A 24,381-nucleotide genomic window follows, 5' to 3' on the forward strand; every position below is an offset into this window, starting at 1 on the left:
GGGCGGTATCGAGCCCGGATAAAGGGTATGTGGCCATTAACCCCACGAAACCGGACAGGCGTGGGGTCGCCGGCCGGGGAAGTGAGCGGCGTGATCGACAGCGAGGGCGGCTGTGCCGAGTGGGTCTTTCCCGCGGCGCCGGACGCCGTGCGCACCGCCCGCTCCCTGGTCCGCCGCACCCTGGACGAGTGGGACCTCGACAGCGTCGGCGACATCGCCGCCCTGCTGGTCAGCGAACTGGTCACCAACGCCCTGCGGCACGCCACCGGACCCATCGGCGTCCGCCTGGTCCGCCGCCCCGCCGGAGTGGCCGGGATCCTGCTGGTGGAGGTCTCCGACCCGCTGCCCGACCCGCCCCGCGAGCGCGTCGCCCACCCCGAGGACGAGGACGGCCGGGGTCTGCAGTTGGTGGCGGCCGCCACCCGCCGCTGGGGCACCCGGCCCGGCGAGGCGGGCAAGACGGTGTGGTTCGAACTCACGGTGCCCTGACAGCGCGACAGTAGTGTGACGCACTGTTACCACCGGGGTGAAATGTCTCAATATCGACCCCCACTCCGACGGTCAACCGGTTCAGGCCACTGGCAGTTGTCGAACTCCGTGATTCGATGCCGTGTCCGCTGGTTAGAAGACTGGAAGTGTTGTCACGGTCCGGACCGAAAACCATCGGGACCGTGCTGTGATCGTGAACACCGTGTTGTGCGGCGCCGTAGTGCTGGATACTGCGGGCAGCCGCCCCCGGTGACCGGTGCCGGACGCGGTGAGCTGGAGGGGACGGTTCGCGTGAGCGAGATACCAGCGAGGGCCACGGAGTCCACGGAGTCCGAGGGCCCGTCGGAGGACGCGCCGCTCGGTGACGCGGTGTGGCAGAGCAGCCCGCCCGGCTCCATCTACGACTACATCAAGGTCGCGTCCTTCTCCATCGGCCCCGACGGACTCGTCGACCAGTGGAGCCTGCGCGCGGAGCAATTGCTCGGCATTCCCGCCGAACACGCCGTGGGCACCGACCCCATCGACGCCTTCGTCGATCCCGACCTGCGCGAGCGCGGCCAGCGCAAGATGGCCGAGATCCTCGACGGCCGGGAGTGGACCGGCGTCGTCCCCTTCCGCGCACCGGACGCCTCCACCGCACCCGGGGAGCGCGGACGCGGACAGCGCGGGCTCGCCGAGGTGTACGTCATGCCGACGCGCACGGAGGACGGGGAGAAGGCCGCCGTCTGCATCGTCGTCGACGTCCGCGTCCTGCGCAGCATCGAGACCGACCTCGCCGCCTCGCAGGCCATATTCGGCCAGTCTCCCTTCGGCTTCCTGCTGATCGACCCCGACCTGCGGGTGCGCCGCGCCAACCAGCGGTTCGCCTCCACCTTCGGCGGCACCCCCGACGACCACCGCGGCAAGGGCGTCCACGACTACCTGCCGCGCGCCGAGGGCGACCGGGTCACCGCGACCCTGCGCCGGGTGCTGGAGACCGGCGACTCCATCACGGACATGCACGTCACGGGCTTCGTGCCGGGTACCGAGGAACGCCGGCACTGGTCCGTCAACCTCTACCGCGTGCACAGCGGTTCCGGCCGGCCCATCGGCGTCGCCTGGCTCGGAACCGACATCACCGCCCGCCGCCAGGCCGCCCGCGAGGCCGCCGCCGCCCGCCGCAACCTCGCCCTCCTCAACGACGCCGGCGCCCGCATCGGCAACTCCCTCGACCTGGAGACCACCGCCCGCGAACTCCTCGACGTCGTCGTCCCCGGCTTCTGCGACCTGGCCACCGTCGACCTCTACCAGGGGCTGCTGGTGGGCGACGAGACCCCGCCCGGCCTCGCCGACGGCAGCGCGGAACTGCGCCGCGTCGCCTTCTCCAGCGCCGTCTCCGACGCCCCCTTCCACGGTGTCGGCGAGCGCGTCCAGCTCGGCGCCGTCCACCACTACCCGTTCAACTCGCCCTGCGCGGACGCCCTGCGCACGGCCCGGCCCCGCACCGTCCCCGCCGAGGACGGTGGCCTCGTGCAGTCCACGCTGGCCGTGCCGATGGTCGCCCACGACACGGTCGTCGGACTCGTCCAGTTCGCCCGCACCAAGGGCAGCGAGCCGTTCGGCGACCGCGACCGCGCCCTCGCCGTGGAGCTGGCCGCGCGCGCCGCCGTCTGCATCGACAACGCCCGCCTCTACCGGCGCGAACACGAACGCGCGTTGATACTGCAGCGCTCCCTGCTCCCGCCCGGCGACCCGGAGGCCTCAGGACTCGACATCGCCTGCCGCTACCTGCCCGGCGAAGCGGCCACCGGCCGGGCCAGCGAGGTCGGCGGCGACTGGTTCGACGTCATCGAACTCCCCGGCCACCGCACCGCCCTGGTCGTCGGCGACGTCATGGGCCGCGGCCTGCGCGCCGCCGTCGCGATGGGCGAACTGCGCACCGCGGTGCGCACCCTGGCCCAGCTCGACCTCGAACCGGCCGAGGTGCTCTCCCAGCTGGACGAGATCGCGCGCGGACTCGGCGCCCCCTCGGGCGTCCAGCAGGCCACCCGGGCCGCCCGCCGCCCCCGCGAGGCCGACCTCTCCGAGGTCTACCTGGCGACCTGCGTGTACGCCGTCTACGACTCGGTCACCAGGCGCTGCACCTTCGCCAACGCGGGCCACCTGCCCCCCGTCCTGGTCGAGCCCGGCGAGTCCGCCCTGATGCTCGACGTACCCCCGGGCCTGCCGCTCGGCGTCGGCGGGGAGCCCTTCGAGGAGGTGGAGGTCGAGCTGCCCGAGGGTGCCCTGCTCGCGCTCTACACCGACGGCCTGGTCGAGAGCCGCGACCACCCCCTCGACGAGGGCCTCCAGGCCTTCGTCGGCGCCCTCACGGACCCCACCCAGCCCCTCGAGGACGTCTGCGACCAGGTCCTCAACACCCTCGACAGCCACCACGGCGAGGACGACATCGCGCTGCTGATGGCCCGCGTCCAGGGACTGCCCAGCGACAGCGTCGGCGACTGGACCCTGCCGCGCGAGCCGCGCAGCGTCGGCCGGGCCCGCGAGTACGCCCGCGCCCAGCTGCTCGCCTGGGACATGGAGCCGCTGGTCGACACCACGGAACTGCTCGTCAGCGAACTCGTCACCAACGCCCTGCGGTACGGCGAGGGCGAGATCAGGCTCCGCCTCCTCCTCGACCGCACCCTGGTCTGCGAGGTCTGGGACTCCGGCCTGGTCCAGCCCCGCCGGCGCCGGGCCCGGGACACCGACGAGGGCGGTCGCGGCCTGCAACTGGTCGGCCTGCTCAGCGCCGCCTGGGGCTCACGCCGTACGCCGCGCGGCAAGACGGTCTGGTTCGAACTGCCCCTGCCGGGGGCCGACACCCAGCTCACGGACCCGGCGGAGGCACTGCTGAGCCTCTTCTGACCCGCCCCGGTGTCGTCCGGGTCCGGGCCCGCCGGGTGCGGCGCACATGGCCGTACCCGGCCAGCAACAGCGCCGCCCCGGCCGTGACCAGGGGCGGCACCAGATCGGCGGAGATCATCGCCGCACACCCCTGACCGCAACCGGAACACCGGTTCGACTCGTCCCCGCTGGCAACACGCTCGGAGCGTATGCGTCCCAACCGGCCACCGCGACCGGGGACGGGCCACAGGGAGGGGACACCATGGAGAACACGGAGCCGAGAGAAGCCGAACCGAAAGCTGAACCGGCAGCCGCCGACGGCGAGGGCGCCCCACCGGGGTCACCCGCACCCGACAACGAGAGCAGCACGGACGGTGCGGGTGGGAACCGGGACGCCGAAGGCGAAGCCGAGGCGACCGCAGCAACCCGCACCCGCACCCGCAACCGCCGCATCCGCCGAACGGCCCTCGCCCTCCTCCTGATCCTGCTCGTCCCCCTCCTCACCGCCGAGACGGCCCTGCGCGTCAACTACATGGGCGACCCCGCCGACGGCACCTACACCAGGAACCGCGACGCGATCTGGCTCGGCCACGCCTGGGTCGACGGCCGCAAGGACGACGCGGACCTCGCCGCCTTCGCCCGCCGCGTCAAGGCGACCGGCATCCGCGACCTGTACGTCCACACCGGCCCGATGGAGCACGACGGCACGCTGCCGAAGTCCCTTTACCCCAAGGCCCGCTGGCTGATCGACGCCGTGCACCAAGAGCTGCCCGGCGTCCGCGTCCAGGCATTCCTCGGCGACGTCCTCGCCACCGAAGGCCCCGACGGCATGCGCCTGGCGAACGCCGCCACCCGCGCCGCCGTCGTCGACTCGGCCCGCCAGGTCCTGGACGCGGGCTACGACGGAGTCCACCTCGACCTGGAACCGCTGCACTCGGGCGACCGCGACTACCTCTCCCTCCTGGACGACGTACGCGCCGTCACCCGGCCCCGGGACGCGCAACTCTCGGTCGCCGCCCACCAGATCGACCCGCTCCCGGCCCTGCACTCCGTCTTCGGCCTGTTCACCAAGCACCCCAAGTGGTGGTCGCAGGAGTTCTTCGGCCAGGTCGCCCGACGCGTCGACCAGATCGCCGTGATGTCGTACGACACCGCGCAGCCGCTCGAGGGCACCTACGGCGGCTACGTGGCCCAGCAGACCTCGCTCGCCCTGGAGGTCACGCCGCCCACGACCCACCTGCTGATGGGCCTGCCCTTCTACTACGAGAGCAACTTCGACCACTGGGGCCACGCCGAGACCGTCGCCGCCGCCGTACGCGGCGTCCGCCTCGGACTGTCCCGGACGGACGCCGACCGGGAGCTCTTCGGCGTCGCCCCGTACATCGACTTCGCGGCGACGGAGACGAACTGGGACGAGTACCGCGAGGGCTGGGTCCGCTAGGGCCTGTCCGGCCCTCTAGGACCGGCGCCGGATCTTCGACCCCAGCCACACCAGCGGGTCGTACTTGCGGTCGACGGCCCGTTCCTTCAGCGGGATCAGCGCGTTGTCCGTGATCTTGATGCCCTCGGGGCAGACCTCCGTGCAGCACTTCGTGATGTTGCAGTAGCCGAGTCCGTGCTCGTCCTGGGCCGTGCGCCCGCGGTCCAGGCCGGTGTCGCCGGCCGCGTCCAGCGGGTGCATGTCCAGCTCGGCGACGCGCATGAGGAAGCGCGGGCCCGCGAAGGCGGGCTTGTTCTCCTCGTGGTCGCGCACGACATGGCAGGTGTCCTGGCACAGGAAGCACTCGATGCACTTGCGGAACTCCTGCGAGCGGTCCACGTCCTCCTGCATCATCCGGTACTCGCCGGGACCGAGGTCGGCCGGCGGCACGAAGGCCGGGACCTCGCGCGCCTTGGTGTAGTTGAAGCCGACGTCCGTCACCAGGTCGCGCACGATGGGGAAGGCGCGCAGCGGCGTGACGGTGATCGTCTCCTCGCGGGTGAACACGGACATGCGGGTCATGCACAGCAGCCGCGGCCGCCCGTTGACCTCAGCCGAGCACGAACCGCACTTGCCCGCCTTGCAGTTCCAGCGCACCGCGAGATCGGGGGCCTGGGTGGCCTGGAGGCGGTGGATGATGTCGAGGACCACCTCGCCCTCGTTCACCTCGACGGTGAAGTCCTCCAGACCGCCGCCCTCCACGTCACCGCGCCACACCTTGAAGCGGGCCTCGTAGCCGCTCATTCGGACAGCTCCTCCTCGGCGAGGTACTTCACCAGCTCCTCCTTCTCGAAGAGGGCGAGCAGGTCGGGTCGGATGGGCTCGGTGGTCTGCCGCTCCAGGCTGATCCGGCCGCGTTCCTCGTCGGCCGCCGCGTCGCCCGTCGGATCGGCGAGCGAGCACAGCAGGTTGGCCGGGCGCCAGCGCCGGTCCATCGTCGGATGGTCCTCGCGGGTGTGCCCGCCGCGCGACTCGGTGCGCTCCAGCGCGGCCCGCGCCACGCACTCGCTGACCAGCAGCATGTTGCGCAGGTCCAGGGCGAGGTGCCAGCCCGGGTTGAACTGCCGGTGCCCCTCCACGCCGGCCCGGCGGGCCCGCGCCCGCAGCTCCGCCAGCTTCTCCAGGGCCTGCTTCATCTCCGGCTCGCGGCGGATGATGCCGACCAGGTCGTTCATCGTCTGCTGGAGTTCCTGGTGGAGCGTGTACGGGTTCTCCGGCGGCCCGGCGTCCGGCTCCTGCGTCTCGGCGGAGAACGGCCGCAGCGCCTCCGCGGCGGCGTCGTCGACCTGGGCGTCGTCGGCCCGGGCCCGCGCCCCCTCCGCCCGCCCCGCCGCGTACTCGGCCGCGTACCGGCCGGCCCGGCGCCCGAACACCAGCAGGTCGGACAGCGAGTTGCCGCCCAGCCGGTTGGAGCCGTGCATGCCGCCGGCCACCTCACCGGCCGCGTACAGCCCCGGCACCCCGCGCGCGGCGGCCGTGTCGGAGTCGACCGCGATGCCGCCCATCACGTAGTGGCAGGTGGGCCCGACCTCCATGGCCTCGGCCGTGATGTCGACGTCCGCCAGCTCCTTGAACTGGTGGTACATGGAGGGCAGCCGGCGCCGGATCACCTCGGCGGGCATCCGGGTCGACACGTCGAGGAAGACCCCGCCGTGCGGCGAGCCCCGGCCCTCCTTCACCTCGGCGTTGATCGCGCGCGCGACCTCGTCCCGGGGGAGCAGCTCGGGGGGCCGCCGGTTGTGGTCCGGGTCGTCGTACCAGCGGTCGCCCTCCTCCTCCGTCACCGCGTACTTGTCCTTGAAGACGTCGGGGACGTAGTCGAACATGAACCGCTTGCCCTCGGAGTTCCTGAGCACCCCGCCGTCGCCGCGCACCGACTCGGTCACGAGGATGCCCTTCACCGACGGCGGCCAGACCATGCCCGTCGGGTGGAACTGCACGAACTCCATGTTCAGCAGCGGGGCCCCGGCCAGCAGCGCCAGCGCGTGGCCGTCCCCGGTGTACTCCCACGAGTTCGACGTCACCTTGAAGGACTTGCCGATGCCGCCGGTGGCGATCACCACCGAGGGCGCCTCGAGCACGAAGAAGCGGCCGCTCTCGCGCTCGTAGCCGAAGACGCCCGAGACCTCCCGGCCCTCCTGGAGCACGCGGGTGACCGTGCACTCCTGGAAGACCTTGAGCCGGGACTCGTAGTCCCCGGTCTCGCGGAAGTCCTCCTGCTGGAGCGAGACGATCTTCTGCTGGAGGGTGCGGATCAGCTCCAGACCGGTGCGGTCGCCGACGTGGGCGAGGCGCGGGTACTCGTGGCCGCCGAAGTTGCGCTGCGAGATCCGGCCGTCCTTCGTACGGTCGAACAGCGCGCCCCAGGTCTCCAGTTCCCACACCCGCTGCGGGGCCTCCTGGGCGTGCAGCTCGGCCATCCGCCACTGGTTGAGGAACTTGCCGCCGCGCATGGTGTCGCGGAAGTGGACCTGCCAGTCGTCGCCGGAGTTGACGTTGCCCATGGCGGCGGCGATGCCGCCCTCGGCCATCACGGTGTGCGCCTTGCCGAACAGGGACTTGCAGATCACGGCCGTACGGGCGCCGCGCTCGCGGGCCTCGACGGCGGCGCGCAGCCCGGCACCGCCCGCGCCCACCACGACGACGTCCCACTCCTGCCGGTCGACCACGGACATCAGAACAACCTCGGATCGTCGAAGACACCGGACGCGACCAGGTACACGTAGAAGTCGGCGAGCGCCACGCTCACCAGCGACGCCCAGGCGAGCTGCATGTGCCGGGCGTTGAGCTTGCCGACCAGCTGCCACATCCGGTAGCGCACGGGGTGCCGCGAGAAGTGCTTGAGCTTGCCGCCGACGATGTGCCGGCAGGAGTGGCAGGAGAGGGTGTACGCCCAGATCAGCGCGATGTTGGCGAGGAACACCAGGGTGCCGAGGCCCATGTGGCCCCACGCGTAGTCCTCGTCGCGGAAGGCGAGCACGGTGTCGTAGGTGAGGATGCCCGCGACCAGGAGCGCCGCGTAGAAGAAGTACCGGTGGACGTTCTGCAGGATCAGCGGGAAGCGGGTCTCGCCGGTGTACTTCTGGTGCGGCTCGGCGACCGCGCAGGCCGGCGGGGACGCCCAGAAGCCGCGGTAGTAGGCCTTGCGGTAGTAGTAGCAGGTCAGGCGGAAGCCGAGCGGGAAGATCAGGATGATGATCGCGGGGGAGATGCCCCACCAGCCGCCGAAGATCTCCCAGTTGGGCCCCGACCGCATCGGCTCGCAGTTCTCCGCCAGACAGGGGGAGTAGAAGGGCGAGACGTAGGGGGCCGCGTAGTAGTCGGATCCCGCGAAGGCCCGCCAGGTCGAGTAGACGACGAAGGCCAGCAGACCCGCGGCGGTGGCGGCCGGTGCCAGCCACCAGCGGTCGGTGCGCAGGTGCGGGGCGCGGATGGCGGCGCGCGTCCGGGTGTGGACGCCACCGCCCGGGGGATGGGCTTCGGTGGCTGGCGGTTCCGTACCAGTGGCCACTGGGCGACTCCGGTCGGTCGGGTTGAGGGCCTGTTCTAGGGAGCGCGGCGGTCGCGGGCGCCGAGGCCCTCGTCGTCCGAGTCCGTCCACAGGGAGCCGTCGTACGGCGTGTCGGGGATCGGGACGAGGTCCGGACGCTTGGGGGCGTCCGGCGCGGCTTCCGCCGCCCGCAGCAGCGCGACGCTCTCGCGCAGGTGTTCGGCGTCGGTGCGGACCCGGCGGACGTCCAGGCCGCCGCTGCCCAGCCGCTGTTCCAGCCGGGTCACCGTCCGCGTCAGCTCGTCCAGGCTGCGCTGCATCGATGACAGGTCGTCGTGCACGGACATGACGTGACCTCACTTCCGTCGGACACGGCACGGGGCCGGCTCTGGGTGGCGACGTTCATGCGCCTGAGAGTGTCGCGCGTCACACCTGTCGCTGTGAAGGGATGTGCAGCGATTGGCCGGGGCGTATCGGTGCACCGCGGGTGGCGTTGCGCCGCACGGGTGGCCTTGCGTACCGCCGTCGCCGTGTCTCCCGGCGTCGCCGAACCGTTTCCTCTTCAGTGGCCGCATCCCCGTCCGGATACAAATGATCAACTTGAATACCGCATATCAGGCGTATAACGCATATGCCGACCCGAGCGATCACCATGACCGCGGCCTTCCGGAGGTAGCAGAGATGTCCCACGTCGGCGTCGCACCGCGCGCGGTCATGCGCTCGGTCGCCTTCCTCACCGCGGGCGTCCTCGCGGTCCCCGCGCTGGCCGGCTGCACCTCGAAGGACCCGTCGGGCAAGCCGCTGGCCGAGCAGGACGTCGCCGCCGCGGCCCGCGCCCGGATCTCCGACGGCGGCACCCTGCGCTGGGCCGTGGACTCCGTACCGGACACGCTGAACGCCTTCCAGTCGGACGCCGACGCCACCACCACCCGCGTCGCGCAGGCCGTGCTGCCCTCGATGTACCGGATGGACGAGACGGGCCGCCCGGTGCGCAACCCCGACTACCTGGAGTCCGCCGAGGTCGTCGACACCGAGCCCAAGCAGGTCGTCGTCTACAAGCTGAACCAGCAGGCGGTGTGGAGCGACGGCCGGGAGATCGGCGCCGCGGACTTCGCCGCCCAGTGGCGCGCCCTGTCCGGCAAGGACAGCGCCTACTGGACCGCCCGCAACGCCGGGTACGACCGCATCGAGAAGATCGAGCGCGGCGCGAGCGACCTGGAGGTCAAGGTCACCTTCAGCCGTCCCTACGCCGACTGGCAGGCCCTGTTCACGCCGCTGTACCCGAAGGACGTCATGGGCACCCCCGACGCCTTCAACGACGGCGCGCGGCGTGCGCTCGAGGTCACCGCGGGCCCCTTCGCCGTGAAGAAGGTCGACACCAAGGCCGACCAGGTCGTCCTCGCCGGCAGCCCGCGCTGGTGGGGCGAGCCGGCGAAGCTGGACCAGATCGTGCTGCGCGCCGTCCCCCGCGACAAGCGGGTCTCCGAGCTGGTCGCCGGCAAGCTCGACCTGGCGGAGATCGACCCCGACACCGCCGAGCAGGTCACCCTGGCCGCCGGCCCCCGGGACGCCGCCACCGGCACCCCGCTCATGGGCCCGTCCGGCACCCCGGCCGCGGGCTCGGGCGGCGCACCGGCCCAGGGCCCGCAGGGCAGGTCCGCCGCCCAGGCGCTGCGCTCCTGGGCCATCGCCAACGGCTCCGACGAGGACGCCGCCGAGGAGGAGGTCCTCGCCCGCGAGAAGCGGCGCGAGGCTCAGGCGAAGCTCGAACGCCGGCAGAAGGCCCTGAGCGGCTTCGAGGTCCGCAAGTCGCTGGAGCCCGCCTACACCCAGCTCGCCCTCAACGGCGCCGAGGGCCCGCTCGCCGACGAACGCGTCCGCCGGGCCGTGGCCCGCGCCCTGGACCGCGAGAAGCTGGCCGAGGCGGTGCTGAAGCCGCTGGGCCTGCCCGCCGAACCCGTCGGCAGCCACCTCGCGCTGTCCGGCCAGCCCGCCTACGCCGACGGCAGCGGCGCACTCGGCGAGCAGAACGCCAAGGAGGCCCGGGCCCTGCTCGCGGACGCCGGGTGGGTCCCCGGCGGCCCGGTGAAGAAGACGGAGGAGGAGAAGGCGGCCGGCGCCGAGAAGGACAAGGGCGAGAAGAGCGACAAAGAAGAGAAGGACGCAAAGGACGAGAAGAAGTCCGAGGGCGACGACGGCACGTACATCGTCGGCGAGGACGAGAAGAACCCCGGCACCGACCAGGAGAGCGGCGAGAAGCACAGCAGCGGCAAGAACACCGCGCAGGGCGGCGCACCCGGCGCCTACGCGCCCAAGGGCACCGCGGCCCCGGCCGGTTCGGTGACGGCCCCGCTCGCCAAGGACGGCAAGGCCCTCACCCTGCGCTTCGTCCTCCCCTCCGGTCCCGGGTCCGACGCGCTGCGCACCGTGGCGGACCGCGTCTCGGACATGCTGAAGGAGATCGGCATCGGCACCGAGATCACCAAGGTGCCGGACGAGAGCTACTTCAAGGACCACATCGCCTCCGGCGAGTACGACCTGGCGCTCTACTCCTGGCCCGCCTCCGCCTTCCCCGCCACCGACGCCCGGCCCATCTACGCCAAGCCCGTCCCGGCCGCCGACGGCTCCCTGAACGTCGCGCAGAACTACACCCGGGTCGGCACCGACCAGGTCGACCAGCTCTTCGACCGGGCCATGGGCACCCTGGACCAGAAGGAGGCCCGTGACCTGCTGCGCAAGGCCGACTCCCGGATCTGGGCGGCGGCCGGCTCCATCCCGCTCTACCAGCGCCCCCAGCTGATGGCGGCCCGCAAGAACCTCGCCAACGCGGGAGCCTTCGGTTTCGAGACGCCGGTCTACGAGGACATGGGCTTCCTGAAGAAGGGCGCCCAGGGCTCCAGGCCGTCCACCTCGCCCTCGTCCTGACCCCTCCCGACCTGCCCGGACCGGGCCTTTCCGGTCCGGGCGGGCCGTACCCGGCAAACCGCAGCCCCCGGAGCCCCGTACCATTGGGTGAGGCCGTGGCATGTACCGCCCGGCAGGCCCGCGTGACACGGACGTCCGCGAGGGCCGTCCACACACCCTCCGGGAGTACGCCTCTTATGGCCACGCGCCACGACATCCGCAACGTCGCCATCGTCGCCCACGTCGACCACGGCAAGACCACCATCGTCGACGGCATGCTGAAGCAGGCCGGCGCCTTCGCCGCGCACCAGCTCGAAGGCGTCGACGACCGCATGATGGACTCGAACGACCTGGAGCGTGAGAAGGGCATCACGATCCTCGCCAAGAACACGGCGGTGAAGTACCACCCGAAGGATGGCGGCGACGTCATCACCATCAACATCATCGACACCCCCGGCCACGCCGACTTCGGCGGCGAGGTCGAGCGCGGTCTGTCGATGGTCGACGGTGTCGTGCTGCTCGTGGACGCCTCCGAGGGCCCGCTGCCGCAGACCCGCTTCGTGCTGCGCAAGGCGCTGAGCCAGCGGCTGCCGATCATCCTCTGCATCAACAAGACGGACCGCCCGGACGCCCGCATCGACGAGGTGGTCAACGAGACGTACGACCTCTTCCTCGACCTGGACGCCGACGAGGAGCAGATCGAGTTCCCGATCGTCTACGCGTGCGGCCGGGACGGCGTCGCCTCCCTCACCAAGCCCGAGGACGGCACGGTCCCCTCCGACTCCACCAGCCTGGAGCCGTTCTTCTCGACGATCCTGGACTACATCCCGGCTCCGACCTACGACGAGGGTGCCCCGCTCCAGGCGCACGTGACCAACCTGGACGCCGACAACTTCCTCGGCCGCATCGCCCTGCTCCGCGTCCACCAGGGCGAGCTGAAGAAGGGCCAGACGGTCACCTGGATGAAGCGCGACGGGTCCGTGCAGAACGTGCGGATCTCCGAGCTGATGATGACCGAGGCGCTCACCCGCAAGCCCGCCGAGAAGGCCGGCCCCGGTGACATCTGCGCGGTCGCCGGCATCCCGGACATCATGATCGGCGAGACCCTGGCCGACCAGGAGAACCCGGTCCCGCTGCCGCTGATCACGGTGGACGAGCCCGCGATCTCCATGACCATCGGCACCAACACCTCCCCGCTGGTCGGCCGCGGCGCCACCGGCAAGGGCGCGGACAACAAGGCGGCCGTCAAGGACCGCAAGGTCACCGCCCGCCAGGTCAAGGACCGCCTGGACCGCGAGCTGATCGGCAACGTCTCGCTCCGCGTCCTGGACACCGAGCGTCCGGACGCCTGGGAGGTACAGGGCCGCGGTGAGCTGGCGCTGGCCATCCTGGTCGAGCAGATGCGCCGCGAGGGCTTCGAGCTGACCATCGGCAAGCCCCAGGTCGTCACCAAGGACGTCGAGGGCAAGACGTACGAGCCCGTCGAGCGCATGACGGTCGACGTGCCCGAGGAGCACATGGGCGCGGTCACGCAGGTCATGGGCGTGCGCAAGGGCCGGATGGACAACATGTCCAACCACGGCTCCGGCTGGGTCCGGATGGAGTTCGTGGTCCCCTCCCGCGGCCTGATCGGATTCCGGACGGAGTTCCTCACCCAGACCCGCGGCACCGGCATCGCCCACTCCATCCACGAGGGCCACGAGCCCTGGTTCGGCACCCTCACGACCCGTAACAACGGCTCGCTGGTCGCCGACCGCTCCGGCGCCGTCACCGCGTTCGCGATGACCAACCTCCAGGAGCGCGGGGTGCTCTTCACGGACCCCGGCACCGAGGTGTACGAGGGCATGATCGTCGGCGAGAACTCCCGCGCCGACGACATGGACGTGAACATCACCAAGGAGAAGAAGCTCACCAACATGCGGTCGGCCGCGGCCGATTCGTTCGAGGCGATCGTCCCGCCGCGCAAGCTGTCGCTGGAGCAGTCGCTGGAGTTCTGCCGCGACGACGAGTGCGTCGAGGTGACCCCGGAGGCGGTGCGCATCCGCAAGGTGAACCTGGACGCCCGCGAGCGCGCCCGCGCCGCGAGCCGCGCCAAGCACGGCTGACCCGCCGCGGGACACGGACGGCGCCGGACACCACGGTTGACGTGGTGTCCGGCGCCGTCCGGCGTGATGGGGGCGCGGGTGCGGCGCGCGCACGGCTCGTTCACGGCGCACGTATAGGGAAAACCCTAGATTTGCCGGCGGGCCCGCGCCGGGCGGTCCCGCCCGCACTAACCTGCGCGGGAGCACTCCGCCCGGAGCGCCGGCGGGCCGCCGCATCCGGGGGCTCCGCGGCCGGCGCCGACGGATGTGCCGGACGCGAGACAGACCTGCGGGTCAGCTTGCACCGAGTGCACGCTACGCGCAATCAATTTCTGTCGCGGAGACGTCCGGTATACGGACGGTCACCTCCGTTAGATGTGTAACAAGTCCGTTTCGCAGCGATCTCGTACCAAACCCTTTGTCCGGATTTTGAAAGATCTGGCCCCTATCTGTGATCGAACCGAGACCTCGAACCAGTGGTTCGTTCCCCGGAGGATGGCAGATAGTTAGGCGCGTAGAGCTCGGATAAACGGGTCACGCGCTGACGGGGCGCAGGCTCGCGAGCGTGAGGGTGTCCGACGATCTCATCACCGGCCGGTGGCCGGAATGTGTCGCGTGCTCCTCTTTGCGGTGAACCAGCGGATTCATGAGGAGGAACCCATGCGAGGTGCCACAAGCGCCATATGGGTCGTGTCGTCCCCGATGGCAGGTGTAGGCCCCGCGGGTGCGTTCAGTGCCGTCACGGTTGATACGGCAGCGGCCCGGCGTCGCGAACTTCCTTGACGTCGTGTGCCGTCGGTCGGTAGTTCCGACCGCGAGCCAGGGTTCTCCGGGGGCGGTGTCGCCCCTCCGTCGTTGTTCCCCTCGCGCGCTGCGAAAAGACGTACGCCGTGCGAAGGCCGTCGGCCCCGTGCACTCCCGACGACCTCCAACCTGTGAAATGGACGAATCATGACGAGTCCAATCGAGATTGAGGGTGCTGAAGCCTCTTCCGTCTTGGACAAAGAGAGCGCGCCGCAAGGTGACGCCCCGAAGCCCAAGGAGCCGGAAGGGCGCAAGCCCGGACAGTTGATGTGGGCGCGCTTCAAGCGCGACCGGGCCGGTGTGATCTCTGCCTTCGTCGTCCTGTTCTTCTTCGTGATCGCCGCGGCGGCGCCGCTGATCTCGAAGGTCTACGGCAAGGACCCGTACACGCTGTACGGGCAGGAGAACCCCGACCTCCTGGACATGTTCACGATGCCCGCCGCGCCCTTCGGCGGCATCGACGGCGACTTCTGGTTCGGCATCGAACCGGGCCTGGGCCGCGACGTGTTCACCCAGCTGCTGTACGGGATGCGCAACTCGATGGCCACCGCGCTGGCGGCGACCATCATCATGACGGTGCTGGGTGTCCTGATCGGCCTCGCCGGCGGCTACTTCGGCGGGAAGATCGACTACTGGCTCGGCCGGATCACCGACTTCTTCATGGCCCTGCCCAGCCAGCTGTTCTTCGTCGCCGCGATGCCCGTCATCACCACGGTGTTCGTCGCCCCCGACAAGGAGACGCCCACCTATGTGCGTGCCTGCGCGATCATCATCGTGCTGGCCTTCCTGGGCTGGATGAGCATGTCCCGCATCGTCCGGGGCGCCACGATGTCCCTGCGCGACCGGGAGTTCATCGAGGCGGCGCGCATCTCCGGGGCCTCGCCCTGGCGCATCATCCGCAAGGAACTGCTGCCCAACATCGTCACCCCGACGCTGGTACAGGCGACGCTCACGCTGCCGAGCACCATCCTGAACATCGCCTTCCTGTCCTTCGTGGGCGTGGGATACGTCGAGCCCACCCCGGACTGGGGACGGATGTTCGCCATCGGCGCCAACATCGTGGAGCAGGATCCGTACTACATGCTCTTCCCCGGAGTGGCCATGGTGATCTTCATCGTGTCCTTCAACCTCCTCGGTGACTCGGTGCGGGACGCCTTCGACCCCAAGGGAAACCGCTGAGGTCCAGGGGAAACACGCCCCCCACATCTCGCCCGGCCGGTTCGGTGCCGCTCAGCCCGGTCCCGGCCACGTACCAGCAGTGCTCACTACTCACAGGCAGGTGGATTCGTCCCTATGAGCATTCTCCGTAACCGCACCGCCACGGCCGCCATAGTCGCGGTCGCGGCAGGCGCCCTGACCCTCACCGCCTGCGGTGGCGGCGACAGCGGCGGCTCGTCCAAGGACAACAGCAAGCAGAAAGAGGACGCCAAGTCGCAGTCGAAGCCGGTCCAGATCGGTGACGCGCAGGCGTCCACCGGCCCGGCCCCCGACGTCGAGGGTGCCCAGCCGGGCGGCGTCGCGACCGTCTACCAGGAGGCGGACTTCTCCCACCTGGACCCGGGCCAGATCTACGTCTCGGACGGCAAGCTGCTCAGCCGTCTCATCTTCCGCGGTCTGACCCAGTACGACGAGGACGAGAACGGCAACCTGACCGTCGTGGGCGACCTCGCCACCGACGCCGGCAAGGCGTCCGACGGCGGCAAGACCTGGACGTACACCCTCAAGGACAACCTGAAGGACGCGAACGGGAACCCGATCAACGCGGCGGACATCCGCAACACGGTCGAGCGCCTGTACTCCAACTACATCACCGACGGCCCGACCTTCCTCCAGCAGTGGCTGTCCGGTGACGGCACCACCTACCGCGACGCCTACGCGGGTCCGGACAAGGGCAAGCACCTGCCCGACAACGTCCTGGAGACGCCGGACGAGAAGACGATCGTCTTCCACTTCAAGACCGCCCGCCCCGACGTCCCGCAGATGCTGACCATGCCCGGTTACAGCGTCGTGCCGGAGGAGACGGACACCAAGGCGAAGTACGACAACGCCCCCGTGGCGGTCGGTCCGTACAAGATCGCCGACTTCAAGCCGGGCAAGTCGATGAAGCTGGTCAAGAACGCCCAGTGGGACCCGAAGTCCGACTCGGTGCGTCACCAGTACGTCGACGGCTTCAACATCGAGATGAACCACGACGACGAGGACCAGACCAAGACCCTCCTCGCCGACCAGGGTGGCGCCAAGAACGCCATGATGTTCACGGGCCAGGTCGCCACCACGCAGCTGCAGAAGGTCGTCGGCGACAAGCAGGCGATGCAGAACCGCACGATCCAGGGCTACGCCCCCTACGTGTGGCAGCTCAACTTCAACCTGGACCGCATCAAGGACAAGAAGCTCCGTGACGCGATCACCCTGGCGCTGCCCTCCCAGGCGGTCTTCAAGGCCGACGGCGGTGCCTACGGCGGTGAGGTCGCCAACTCGCTGATGTCGCCCACGACCCCGGGCTACGACGGCAAGTTCGACCCGTTCAACCGTCTCAAGAAGCCCAACGGTGACATCGAGGCCGCCAAGAAGCTGATCAAGGAAGGCGGCTTCGAGGGCAAGAGCCTCGTCTACGCCTACGGCAACACGCCGGTCCGTCAGCAGCAGGCCGTCCTGATCGCCGACGCGCTGGAAAAGATCGGTCTCGACATCCAGAAGAAGGAGATCGACTCCGCCACCTGGTACGAGCAGGTCGGCAAGGTCAAGAACGGCTACGACCTGTACATGACCGGCTGGGGCCAGGACTGGCCGTCCGCCTCCACGGTCATCCCGCCGGTGTACGACGGGACGCAGATCCAGGACGGCGCGTCGAACTACTCGCACATCAACGACGACCACGTGAACTCCGAGATCAAGCGCATCCAGCAGATCACGGACACGGAGGAGGCCACCAAGGCCTGGGCCGAGCTGAACGAGTACATCTCCAAGGAGGTCAACCCGGCCGCCCCGATCTACTACACGAAGGTCTTCCAGATCTTCGGTTCGAACATCGGCGGCATCCGCTACAGCTCCGACTCGAGCTACGTGGACGTGACCCGGGTCTTCCTCAAGAAGTAGTCCGTTCGGTCGGGAAACCGGTGGTGGGCGCGCGGCGGAGCGCCCACCACCGGGCCCGGATCCCCTCCAGCCCTCCCCATCCGACTGCCGCAGTCCTGAGAGCAGCTGTCTGCCATGCTTCAATTCCTCATTCGCCGGTCCTTCGGCGCGGTGCTGATCCTGGTGTTGATCAGTGCCTTCACCTTCTTCATGTTCTTCGCGATCCCGCAGGACCCGGCCCTGCTGGCCTGTGGCAAGAACTGCACTCCGGACGCGCTGGAGATCATCCACAAGAACCTGGGCCTCGACCAGCCGGTCACCGTCCAGTACTGGAACTTCCTGGTCGGCATCTTCGCCGGCCGTGACTTCGCCGTCGGGCACTGCGACGCCCCCTGCTTCGGCGTCTCCTTCGCCAACAACCAGAACGTCTGGGACACGATCCTCGACCGCTTCCCGCTGACCGTCTCGCTGACCGTCGGCAGCCTGATCGTCTTCCTCATCGTCGGCCTCGGCGCCGGCCTGCTGGCCGCCAAGTACCGCGGCTCCTGGGTCGACAAGGTGTTCACCTCGGGTTCGCTGATCATCAGCTCCCTGCAGATCTACTTCCTCGGCCCGCTCGTGCTGCTCCTCTTCGTCTACAGCACCGGCTGGCTCGAGAAGCCGAAGTACGTGCCGTTCTCCGAGGACCTGGGCGGCTGGTTCATGGGTCTGCTGATCCCATGGCTGGTCATGGCGACCATCTTCACTGCCCAATACACCCGGATGGGCCGCTCGTCGATGATCGAGCAACTCCAGGAAGAGCATGTGAAGGCGGCCCGCGCCAAGGGCATGTCGGGCAACTACACCTTCTTCCGCTACGCCTGGCGCGGCTCCCTCGTCCCCATCGTCACCATCCTCGGCATCGACCTGTCCTCGCTCATGGGCGGCGGCATGGTGACCGAGCTGACGTTCGGCCTGGCCGGTATCGGCCGGCTCGCGCTGGACTCCGTCACCAACAAGGACCTGCCGATGCTGATGGGCGTCATGCTGGTCAGTGCCGCGCTCATCATCTTCTTCAACCTGATCGTGGACGCCATGTACGCCGTCATCGACCCGCGCGTGCGCCTGTCCTAGGAGAACCACCGTGACCACTCAGACCAAGCCCGAAGAGGCCCCGGCCGCCGCCGCGGGGGACGCGTTTCTCTCGGTGCGCGACCTCAAGGTCCACTTCTCCACCGAGGGCGGCGTCGTCAAGGCGGTGGACGGACTCTCCTTCGACCTGGAGCGAGGGAAGACCCTCGGCATCGTCGGCGAGTCCGGCTCCGGCAAGTCGGTGACCAACCTGGCCGTCCTCGGCCTGCACGACCGCCGCAAGACCGCCGTCGACGGATCGATCACGCTGGACGGCCAGGAGCTGACCGACGCCAGTGAGAAGCAGCTGGAGAAGCTGCGCGGCAAGAAGATGGCGATGATCTTCCAGGACGCGCTCACCGCGCTGTCGCCGTACTACACGGTCGGCCGGCAGATCGCCGAGCCGTTCATGAAGCACAACGGCGCGTCCAAGCGGGACGCCCGGGTGCGCGCCATCGACCTGCTCCAGAAGGTCGGCATCCCGCACCCGCAGCAGCGGGTCGACGACTACCCGCACCAGTTCTCCGGCGGTATGCGGCAGCGAGCCATGATCGCCATGGCGCTCTCCTGCAACCCGGACCTGCTCATCGCCGACGAGCCGACCACGGCGCTCGACGTGACCGTGCAGGCGCAGATCCTCGACCTGCTCAAGGACCTCCAGCAGGAGTTCGGCTCCGCGATCATCATGATCACCCACGACCTGGGCGTGGTCGGCAACATGGCCGACGACATCATGGTCATGTACGCGGGCCGGGCCGTCGAGCGGGGCACGGTGCGCGAGGTGCTCAAGGCGCCCCAGCACCCGTACACCTGGGGACTGCTGGGCTCGATGCCGAACCTCTCGTCCGACGTCAACGAGCCGCTGATGCCGATCCCGGGATCGCCGCCCTCCCTGATGAACCCGCCCTCGGGATGCGCGTTCCACCCGCGGTGCGGCTTCACCGACCTGGTGTCCGGCGGCCGTTGCTCGGGCGAGCGTCCGGTGCTTCCCCAGGGACGCGCCGCCGCCTGTCACCTGACGGGAGACCAGCGGCAGCAGGTGTTCATCGACAAGATTCAGCCCCGGCTGGGCTGAGCGGAAACCGGCGACTGGGGCATCACCATGAGCGACAAGAGCAAGACCACCACGGCGGTCGCCGACTCCTTCCCGCAGCAGCGGGACGGCGACGGCACACCGCTCCTCAAGGTCAGCGGTCTGACGAAGCACTTCCCGATCAAGGGCGGCTTCCCGATCAAACGCACCGTCGGCCACGTCAAGGCCGTCGACGGCGTCGACCTCGAGGTCTACCCGGGCGAGAGCCTCGGCCTCGTCGGCGAGTCCGGCTGCGGCAAGTCGACCACCGGCCGGCTGCTGACCCGCCTGTACGAGCCCACCCAGGGCGTCATCGAGTACAAGGGCCAGGACATCACCCGCGCCAACCGGCGACAGCTGGCGCCGATCAGGTCCGAGATCCAGATGATCTTCCAGGACCCGTACGCGTCGCTGAACCCGCGGCAGACCGTCGGCACGATCATCTCGGGCCCGATGGAGATCAACGGGATCAACCCGCCCGGCGGCCGGGAGAAGCGCGTCCGCGAGCTCCTGGAGATCGTCGGTCTCAACCCGGAGCACTACAACCGCTTCCCGCACGAGTTCTCCGGCGGCCAGCGCCAGCGCATCGGCGTCGCCCGTGCCGTCGCCCTCCAGCCGAAGCTGATCGTCGCCGACGAGCCGGTCTCGGCCCTCGACGTGTCGATTCAGGCCCAGGTGGTGAACCTGCTGCAGGAGGTGCAGCGGGAGATGGGGATCGCCTTCGTCTTCATCGCCCACGACCTGGCGATCGTGCGGCACTTCTCGCAGCGCGTCGCGGTGATGTACCTGGGCAAGGTCGTGGAGATCGCGGACCGCGACTCGCTCTACGAGCGCCCCCGTCACCCGTACACGCACGCCCTCCTGTCGGCCGTGCCCGAGGCGGACATCGACGCCGACAAGAGGGAGCGGATCCGGCTCGAGGGCGACGTGCCCTCGCCGATCTCGCCGCCCTCCGGCTGCCGGTTCCGCACCCGGTGCTGGAAGGCGCAGGACAAGTGCGCGACCCAGGAGCCGCCCCTCGTGCAGCTCTCCGGCAACCGTGAGGGCCACCTGACGGCCTGCCACTTCCCGGAGGACCCCACGACGGAGGCCAGGGCCCAGGACATCGTCATGGACCCGGGCCTGAAGGCGCTGGAGGACGACGCCGACGGCGGCGCCGCGGTCTCGAAGGGCTGAGCCGAACCGGAGGGCGGCGGCGGAAGGAAGACTTCCGCCGCCGCCCTCCGGCATGCCGGAACCCGACCCCGCTCCTCGCCCGCTCGCTCCCCCCGCTCCTCGCCCCGCCCTCCCGCCCCCGGCACCCGTCCGGAGGACATCCGCAACCCGTACGGACCGTACGGGTGTGCGCCGCGCCGTACGCCCCCGGAAGCTGGCCGGGAACGGACCAGCGGAAGAGTCAGGGCACGAGGAGGCACTCCATGCGCGGAGCCACGCACGCCAGATGGGCCGCCTGCGCGGCGGCGGTAGCCCTCGCGGCGACGGCCTGCGGAGGCGGGGGCGGGGACAGCGGCGGGGACAGCGGCGCGGTGCTCAGCTCCTCCTGGGGCGATCCCCAGAACCCACTGGAGCCGGCCAACACCAACGAGGTGCAGGGCGGCAAGGTGCTGGACATGATCTTCCGGGGGCTGAAGAAGTACGACCCCGAGACCGGCGAGGCGCAGAACATGCTCGCCGAGAAGATCGACACCTCCGACTCGCAGAACTTCACCGTCACCGTCAAGGACGGCTGGACCTTCAGCAACGGCGAGAAGATCACCGCGCAGTCCTTCGTGGACGCCTGGAACTACGGCGCGAGCCTCAAGAACAACCAGCGCAACGCGTACTTCTTCGCGTACATCGACGGCTACGACAAGGTGCACCCCGAAGACGGGGGGGACGGGGGCGAGCAGAGCGCCGACACGCTCTCCGGGCTGAAGGTCACCGGCCCCCGCACCTTCACCGTCAAGCTCAGCCAGAAGTTCTCGACGTTCCCCGACACCCTCGGCTACCCGGCCTTCGCCCCGCTGCCCAAGGCGTTCTTCGACGACCACGACGCCTGGCTGAAGAAGCCGATCGGCAACGGCCCGTACCAGGTCGACAACTACACCCGCGGCTCGCAGATGTCCCTGCGCAAGTGGGAGGAGTACCCGGGTGACGACAAGGCCCAGAACGGGGGCGTGGACCTCAAGGTCTACACCGACAACAACACCGCCTACACCGACCTGATCGCCGGCAACCTCGACCTCGTCGACGACGTCCCCGCCGCCCAGCTCAAGAACGTCAAGAACGACCTCGGCGACCGGTACATCAACACCCCCGCCGGCATCATCCAGACCCTCGCCTTCCCGTTCTACGACAACGACTGGAACAAGTCCGGCTCCGAGAAGGTCCGCAAGGGCCTGTCCATGGCGATCGACCGCAAGCAGATCACCGACACGATCTTCCAGGACACCCGCACCCCGGCCACCGACTGGACCTCACCCGTCCTCGGCGAGGACGGTGGCTACAAGGCGGGGCTGTGCGGGGACGCCTGCGAGTACAACCCCGAGGAAGCCAAGAAGCTGGTCAAGGAGGGCGGCGGACTGCCCGGCGGCCAGGTCAAGATCACCTACAACGCCGACACCGGCTCCCACGGGCAGTGGGTCGACGCGGTCTGCAACTCCATCAACAACGCCCTGGACAACGACCGCGCCTGCGCCGGCAACCCGGTCGGCACCTTCGCCGACTTCCGCAACCAGATCACCGACAAGAAGATGAGCGGCCCCTTCCGGGCCGGCTGGCAGATGGACTACCCGCTCATCCAGAACTTCCTCCAGCCGCTCTACTACACCAACGCCTCCTCCAACGACGGCAAGTGGTCCAACAAGAAGTTCGACGACCTCGTCGACCAGGCGAACGCCGAGACGGACACGGCCAAGGCCGTCGGCCTCTTCCAGCAGGCCGAGGAGGTCCTCAGGGACGACATGGGCGCCATCCCGCTCTGGTACCAGAACGGCAGCGCCGGCTACTCGGACCGGCTCTCCAACGTGAAGCTCAACCCGTTCAGCGTCCCGGTCTACAACGAGATCAAGGTCGGCTGAGGAGGCGCCATGGGACGCTATGTCGTCCGGCGGCTGCTCCAGATGATCCCGGTCTTCATCGGGGCCACGCTGCTGATCTTCCTGATGGTCAACGTGATGGGCGATCCCATCGCGGGCCTGTGCGGCGACCGGGAGTGCGACCCGGCGACGGCCGCCCAGCTGAGAAGGGAGTTCGGCCTCGACAAGCCCGTGTGGCAGCAATACCTGACCTACATGGGCAACGTCTTCACCGGCGACTTCGGCACCGCGTTCAACGGCCAGCCGGTCACCGAACTGATGGGGACGGCGTTCCCGGTCACCATCCGCCTGACGATCGTGGCGATCCTCTTCGAGATCGTCGTCGGCATCATCCTCGGCGTCGTCACCGGCCTGCGCCGCGGCCGCCCCGTCGACACCGGGGTCCTGCTGCTCACCCTGGTCGTCATCTCCGTCCCCACCTTCGTCACCGGCCTGCTGCTCCAGCTGCTGCTCGGCGTCAAGTGGGGCTGGATCGACCCGGCCGTCTCCTCCGACGCGCTCTTCGGCGAGCTGATCGTCCCGGGCCTGGTGCTCGCCTCGGTCTCCCTGGCGTACGTCACCCGGCTGACCCGCACCTCCATCGCGGAGAACCGGCGCTCCGACTACGTCCGCACCGCCATCGCCAAGGGCCTGCCGCGCCACCGGGTCATCACCCGGCACCTGCTGCGCAACTCCCTCATCCCCGTCGTCACCTTCATCGGCACCGACATCGGCGCGCTGATGGGCGGCGCCATCGTCACCGAGCGGATCTTCAACATCCACGGCGTCGGCTACCAGCTCTACCAGGGCATCCTGCGCCAGAACACCCAGACCGTGGTGGGCTTCGTCACCGTCCTGGTCCTCGTCTTCCTCGTCGCCAACCTCGTCGTCGACCTCCTGTATGCCGTACTCGACCCGAGGATCCGCTATGCCTGAACAGGAGTCCTACGACCCCGAACATCTGCGGGGGTCCGGGGGTCGTCCCCCAGAAGGCGGCAGTATCGCCGGCACCGGCATGGGCGGCACGATGGACCTGGGCGCGAGCGAGGCCCTCACGCTGGAGGAGCCGCCGGGACCGGACGGGGGCGACCCGCGGGACAAGCCGCGCAGCCTGTGGTCCGACGCCTGGCACGACCTGCGCCGCAACCCCGTCTTCATCATCTCCGCCCTGGTGATCCTCTTCCTGATCGTCATCTCCCTGTGGCCGTCCCTGATCGCCTCCGGCAGCCCGCTGAAGTGCGACCTAGCCAAGGCCCAGGAGGGCTCCCAGTCCGGCCACCCCTTCGGCTTCAACGGCCAGGGCTGCGACGTCTACACCCGCACCGTCTACGGCGCCCGCACCTCCGTGGCGGTCGGCATCCTCGCCACGCTCGGCGTCGCCGTCCTCGGCAGCGTCCTCGGCGGGCTCGCCGGGTTCTTCGGCGGCGCGGGGGACGCGGTCCTGTCCCGGATCACCGACGTCTTCTTCGCCATCCCGGTCGTCCTCGGCGGTCTCGTCCTGCTCTCCGTCATCACCAGCAACACCGTCTGGCCGGTCATCGGCTTCATCGTGCTGCTCGGCTGGCCGCAGCTCTCCCGCATCGCCCGCGGTTCCGTCATCACCGCCAAACAGAACGACTACGTCCAGGCCGCGCGTGCCCTCGGCGCCTCCAACTCCCGGCTCCTGCTCCGCCACATCGCGCCCAACGCGATCGCACCCGTCATCGTCGTGGCGACCATCGCGCTCGGCACGTACATCTCCCTGGAGGCGACCCTGTCCTTCCTCGGCGTCGGCCTGAAGCCGCCCAGCGTGTCCTGGGGCATCGACATCTCCGCCGCCGCCCCCTACGTCCGCAACGCCCCGCACGCGCTGCTGTGGCCGTCCGGGGCGCTCGCCATCACGGTGCTGGCGTTCATCATGCTCGGCGACGCGGTGCGCGACGCCCTCGACCCGAAGCTGAGGTGAGCCGCCG

The 24,381-nt window shown here is 69.6% G+C and carries 17 protein-coding genes; 13 read left to right on the forward strand and 4 right to left on the reverse strand.

From position 1 onward, the window contains the following. Nucleotides 1–60: 60 nt before the first annotated feature. The 3 genes from ACGH7X_RS25380 (at nt 61) to ACGH7X_RS25390 (ending at nt 4,795) form a co-directional block, all read left to right on the forward strand. Nucleotides 61–489 carry an ATP-binding protein gene (locus ACGH7X_RS25380; RefSeq protein ID WP_399888297.1) on the forward strand — a complete coding sequence of 143 codons (429 nt, stop codon included), beginning with the start codon at nt 61–63 and terminating at the stop codon, nt 487–489. 291 nt (nt 490–780) lie between these two features. Then, complete coding sequence (locus ACGH7X_RS25385; RefSeq protein ID WP_399888300.1) at nt 781–3,375, forward strand: SpoIIE family protein phosphatase; 2,595 nt, start codon at nt 781–783, stop codon at nt 3,373–3,375. A 241-nt stretch (nt 3,376–3,616) separates the two neighbouring features. Beyond that, complete coding sequence (locus tag ACGH7X_RS25390) at nt 3,617–4,795, forward strand: glycoside hydrolase family 18 protein (protein ID WP_399888304.1); 1,179 nt, start codon at nt 3,617–3,619, stop codon at nt 4,793–4,795. A 15-nt stretch (nt 4,796–4,810) separates the two neighbouring features. Here the strand turns inward: ACGH7X_RS25390 and ACGH7X_RS25395 are convergent, their stop codons facing one another. The 4 genes from ACGH7X_RS25395 to ACGH7X_RS25410 are packed head-to-tail and all read right to left on the reverse strand — an operon-like array spanning nt 4,811 to nt 8,671. Beyond that, entirely contained in the window at nt 4,811–5,578 is a 768-nt protein-coding gene (locus ACGH7X_RS25395; protein ID WP_399888307.1) for a succinate dehydrogenase/fumarate reductase iron-sulfur subunit, read from the reverse strand. After that, a complete protein-coding gene (locus tag ACGH7X_RS25400; protein WP_399888309.1) occupies nt 5,575–7,509 on the reverse strand; it encodes a fumarate reductase/succinate dehydrogenase flavoprotein subunit in 1,935 nt (644 codons plus the stop codon). The genes ACGH7X_RS25395 and ACGH7X_RS25400 overlap by 4 nt, the downstream gene beginning before the upstream one ends. Continuing rightward, on the reverse strand, nt 7,509–8,345 hold the full coding sequence (locus ACGH7X_RS25405; protein WP_399888312.1) for a hypothetical protein: 837 nt from the start codon (nt 8,343–8,345) through the stop codon (nt 7,509–7,511). The genes ACGH7X_RS25400 and ACGH7X_RS25405 overlap by 1 nt, the downstream gene beginning before the upstream one ends. Before the next feature lie 35 nt (nt 8,346–8,380). Further along, nucleotides 8,381–8,671 carry a hypothetical protein gene (locus tag ACGH7X_RS25410; RefSeq protein ID WP_399888314.1) on the reverse strand — a complete coding sequence of 97 codons (291 nt, stop codon included), beginning with the start codon at nt 8,669–8,671 and terminating at the stop codon, nt 8,381–8,383. 334 nt (nt 8,672–9,005) lie between these two features. Here ACGH7X_RS25410 and ACGH7X_RS25415 point away from each other — a divergent pair, with 334 nt between their 5' ends. The 10 genes from ACGH7X_RS25415 (at nt 9,006) to ACGH7X_RS25460 (ending at nt 24,374) form a co-directional block, all read left to right on the forward strand. Further along, on the forward strand, nt 9,006–11,249 hold the full coding sequence (locus ACGH7X_RS25415; RefSeq protein WP_399888317.1) for an ABC transporter family substrate-binding protein: 2,244 nt from the start codon (nt 9,006–9,008) through the stop codon (nt 11,247–11,249). Between the two features lie 176 nt (nt 11,250–11,425). Beyond that, nucleotides 11,426–13,333, forward strand: coding sequence for a translational GTPase TypA (gene typA, locus ACGH7X_RS25420; protein WP_399888319.1), 1,908 nt, complete (start codon nt 11,426–11,428; stop codon nt 13,331–13,333). A 930-nt stretch (nt 13,334–14,263) separates the two neighbouring features. Next, a complete protein-coding gene (locus ACGH7X_RS25425) occupies nt 14,264–15,295 on the forward strand; it encodes an ABC transporter permease (RefSeq protein WP_399888322.1) in 1,032 nt (343 codons plus the stop codon). 114 nt (nt 15,296–15,409) lie between these two features. Continuing rightward, nucleotides 15,410–17,212, forward strand: coding sequence for an ABC transporter substrate-binding protein (locus ACGH7X_RS25430; RefSeq protein WP_399888325.1), 1,803 nt, complete (start codon nt 15,410–15,412; stop codon nt 17,210–17,212). Nucleotides 17,213–17,326: 114 nt separating this feature from the next. Beyond that, entirely contained in the window at nt 17,327–18,304 is a 978-nt protein-coding gene (locus tag ACGH7X_RS25435) for an ABC transporter permease (RefSeq protein WP_399888328.1), read from the forward strand. Nucleotides 18,305–18,314: 10 nt separating this feature from the next. Continuing rightward, nucleotides 18,315–19,376, forward strand: a complete 1,062-nt coding sequence (locus tag ACGH7X_RS25440) for an ABC transporter ATP-binding protein (protein ID WP_399888331.1) — start codon at nt 18,315–18,317, stop codon at nt 19,374–19,376. Between the two features lie 27 nt (nt 19,377–19,403). Next, nucleotides 19,404–20,549: an ABC transporter ATP-binding protein gene (locus ACGH7X_RS25445; protein ID WP_399888334.1), complete on the forward strand. Its 1,146-nt coding sequence runs from the start codon at nt 19,404–19,406 to the stop codon at nt 20,547–20,549. A 242-nt stretch (nt 20,550–20,791) separates the two neighbouring features. After that, nucleotides 20,792–22,432, forward strand: a complete 1,641-nt coding sequence (locus tag ACGH7X_RS25450) for an ABC transporter substrate-binding protein (RefSeq protein WP_399888337.1) — start codon at nt 20,792–20,794, stop codon at nt 22,430–22,432. A 9-nt stretch (nt 22,433–22,441) separates the two neighbouring features. Then, nucleotides 22,442–23,365: an ABC transporter permease gene (locus ACGH7X_RS25455; protein ID WP_399888340.1), complete on the forward strand. Its 924-nt coding sequence runs from the start codon at nt 22,442–22,444 to the stop codon at nt 23,363–23,365. Further along, complete coding sequence (locus ACGH7X_RS25460; protein ID WP_399888343.1) at nt 23,358–24,374, forward strand: ABC transporter permease; 1,017 nt, start codon at nt 23,358–23,360, stop codon at nt 24,372–24,374. The genes ACGH7X_RS25455 and ACGH7X_RS25460 overlap by 8 nt, the downstream gene beginning before the upstream one ends. Nucleotides 24,375–24,381 lie beyond the last annotated feature (7 nt).

Origin of the sequence: Streptomyces sp. BBFR51 (assembly GCF_044591655.1) — a bacterium.
Classification (GTDB): Bacteria; Actinomycetota; Actinomycetes; order Streptomycetales; family Streptomycetaceae; genus Streptomyces.

Coding starts and splice junctions, on each gene's coding strand:
- ACGH7X_RS25390 (WP_399888304.1), top strand. CDS start 3,617: ATGGAGAACACGGAGCCGAGAGAAGCCGAACCGAAAGCTGAACCGGCA.
- ACGH7X_RS25395 (WP_399888307.1), bottom strand. CDS start 5,578: ATGAGCGGCTACGAGGCCCGCTTCAAGGTGTGGCGCGGTGACGTGGAG.
- ACGH7X_RS25400 (WP_399888309.1), bottom strand. CDS start 7,509: ATGTCCGTGGTCGACCGGCAGGAGTGGGACGTCGTCGTGGTGGGCGCG.
- ACGH7X_RS25410 (WP_399888314.1), bottom strand. CDS start 8,671: ATGTCCGTGCACGACGACCTGTCATCGATGCAGCGCAGCCTGGACGAG.
- ACGH7X_RS25415 (WP_399888317.1), top strand. CDS start 9,006: ATGTCCCACGTCGGCGTCGCACCGCGCGCGGTCATGCGCTCGGTCGCC.
- typA (WP_399888319.1), top strand. CDS start 11,426: ATGGCCACGCGCCACGACATCCGCAACGTCGCCATCGTCGCCCACGTC.
- ACGH7X_RS25425 (WP_399888322.1), top strand. CDS start 14,264: ATGACGAGTCCAATCGAGATTGAGGGTGCTGAAGCCTCTTCCGTCTTG.
- ACGH7X_RS25430 (WP_399888325.1), top strand. CDS start 15,410: ATGAGCATTCTCCGTAACCGCACCGCCACGGCCGCCATAGTCGCGGTC.
- ACGH7X_RS25435 (WP_399888328.1), top strand. CDS start 17,327: ATGCTTCAATTCCTCATTCGCCGGTCCTTCGGCGCGGTGCTGATCCTG.
- ACGH7X_RS25445 (WP_399888334.1), top strand. CDS start 19,404: ATGAGCGACAAGAGCAAGACCACCACGGCGGTCGCCGACTCCTTCCCG.
- ACGH7X_RS25450 (WP_399888337.1), top strand. CDS start 20,792: ATGCGCGGAGCCACGCACGCCAGATGGGCCGCCTGCGCGGCGGCGGTA.
- ACGH7X_RS25455 (WP_399888340.1), top strand. CDS start 22,442: ATGGGACGCTATGTCGTCCGGCGGCTGCTCCAGATGATCCCGGTCTTC.
- ACGH7X_RS25460 (WP_399888343.1), top strand. CDS start 23,358: ATGCCTGAACAGGAGTCCTACGACCCCGAACATCTGCGGGGGTCCGGG.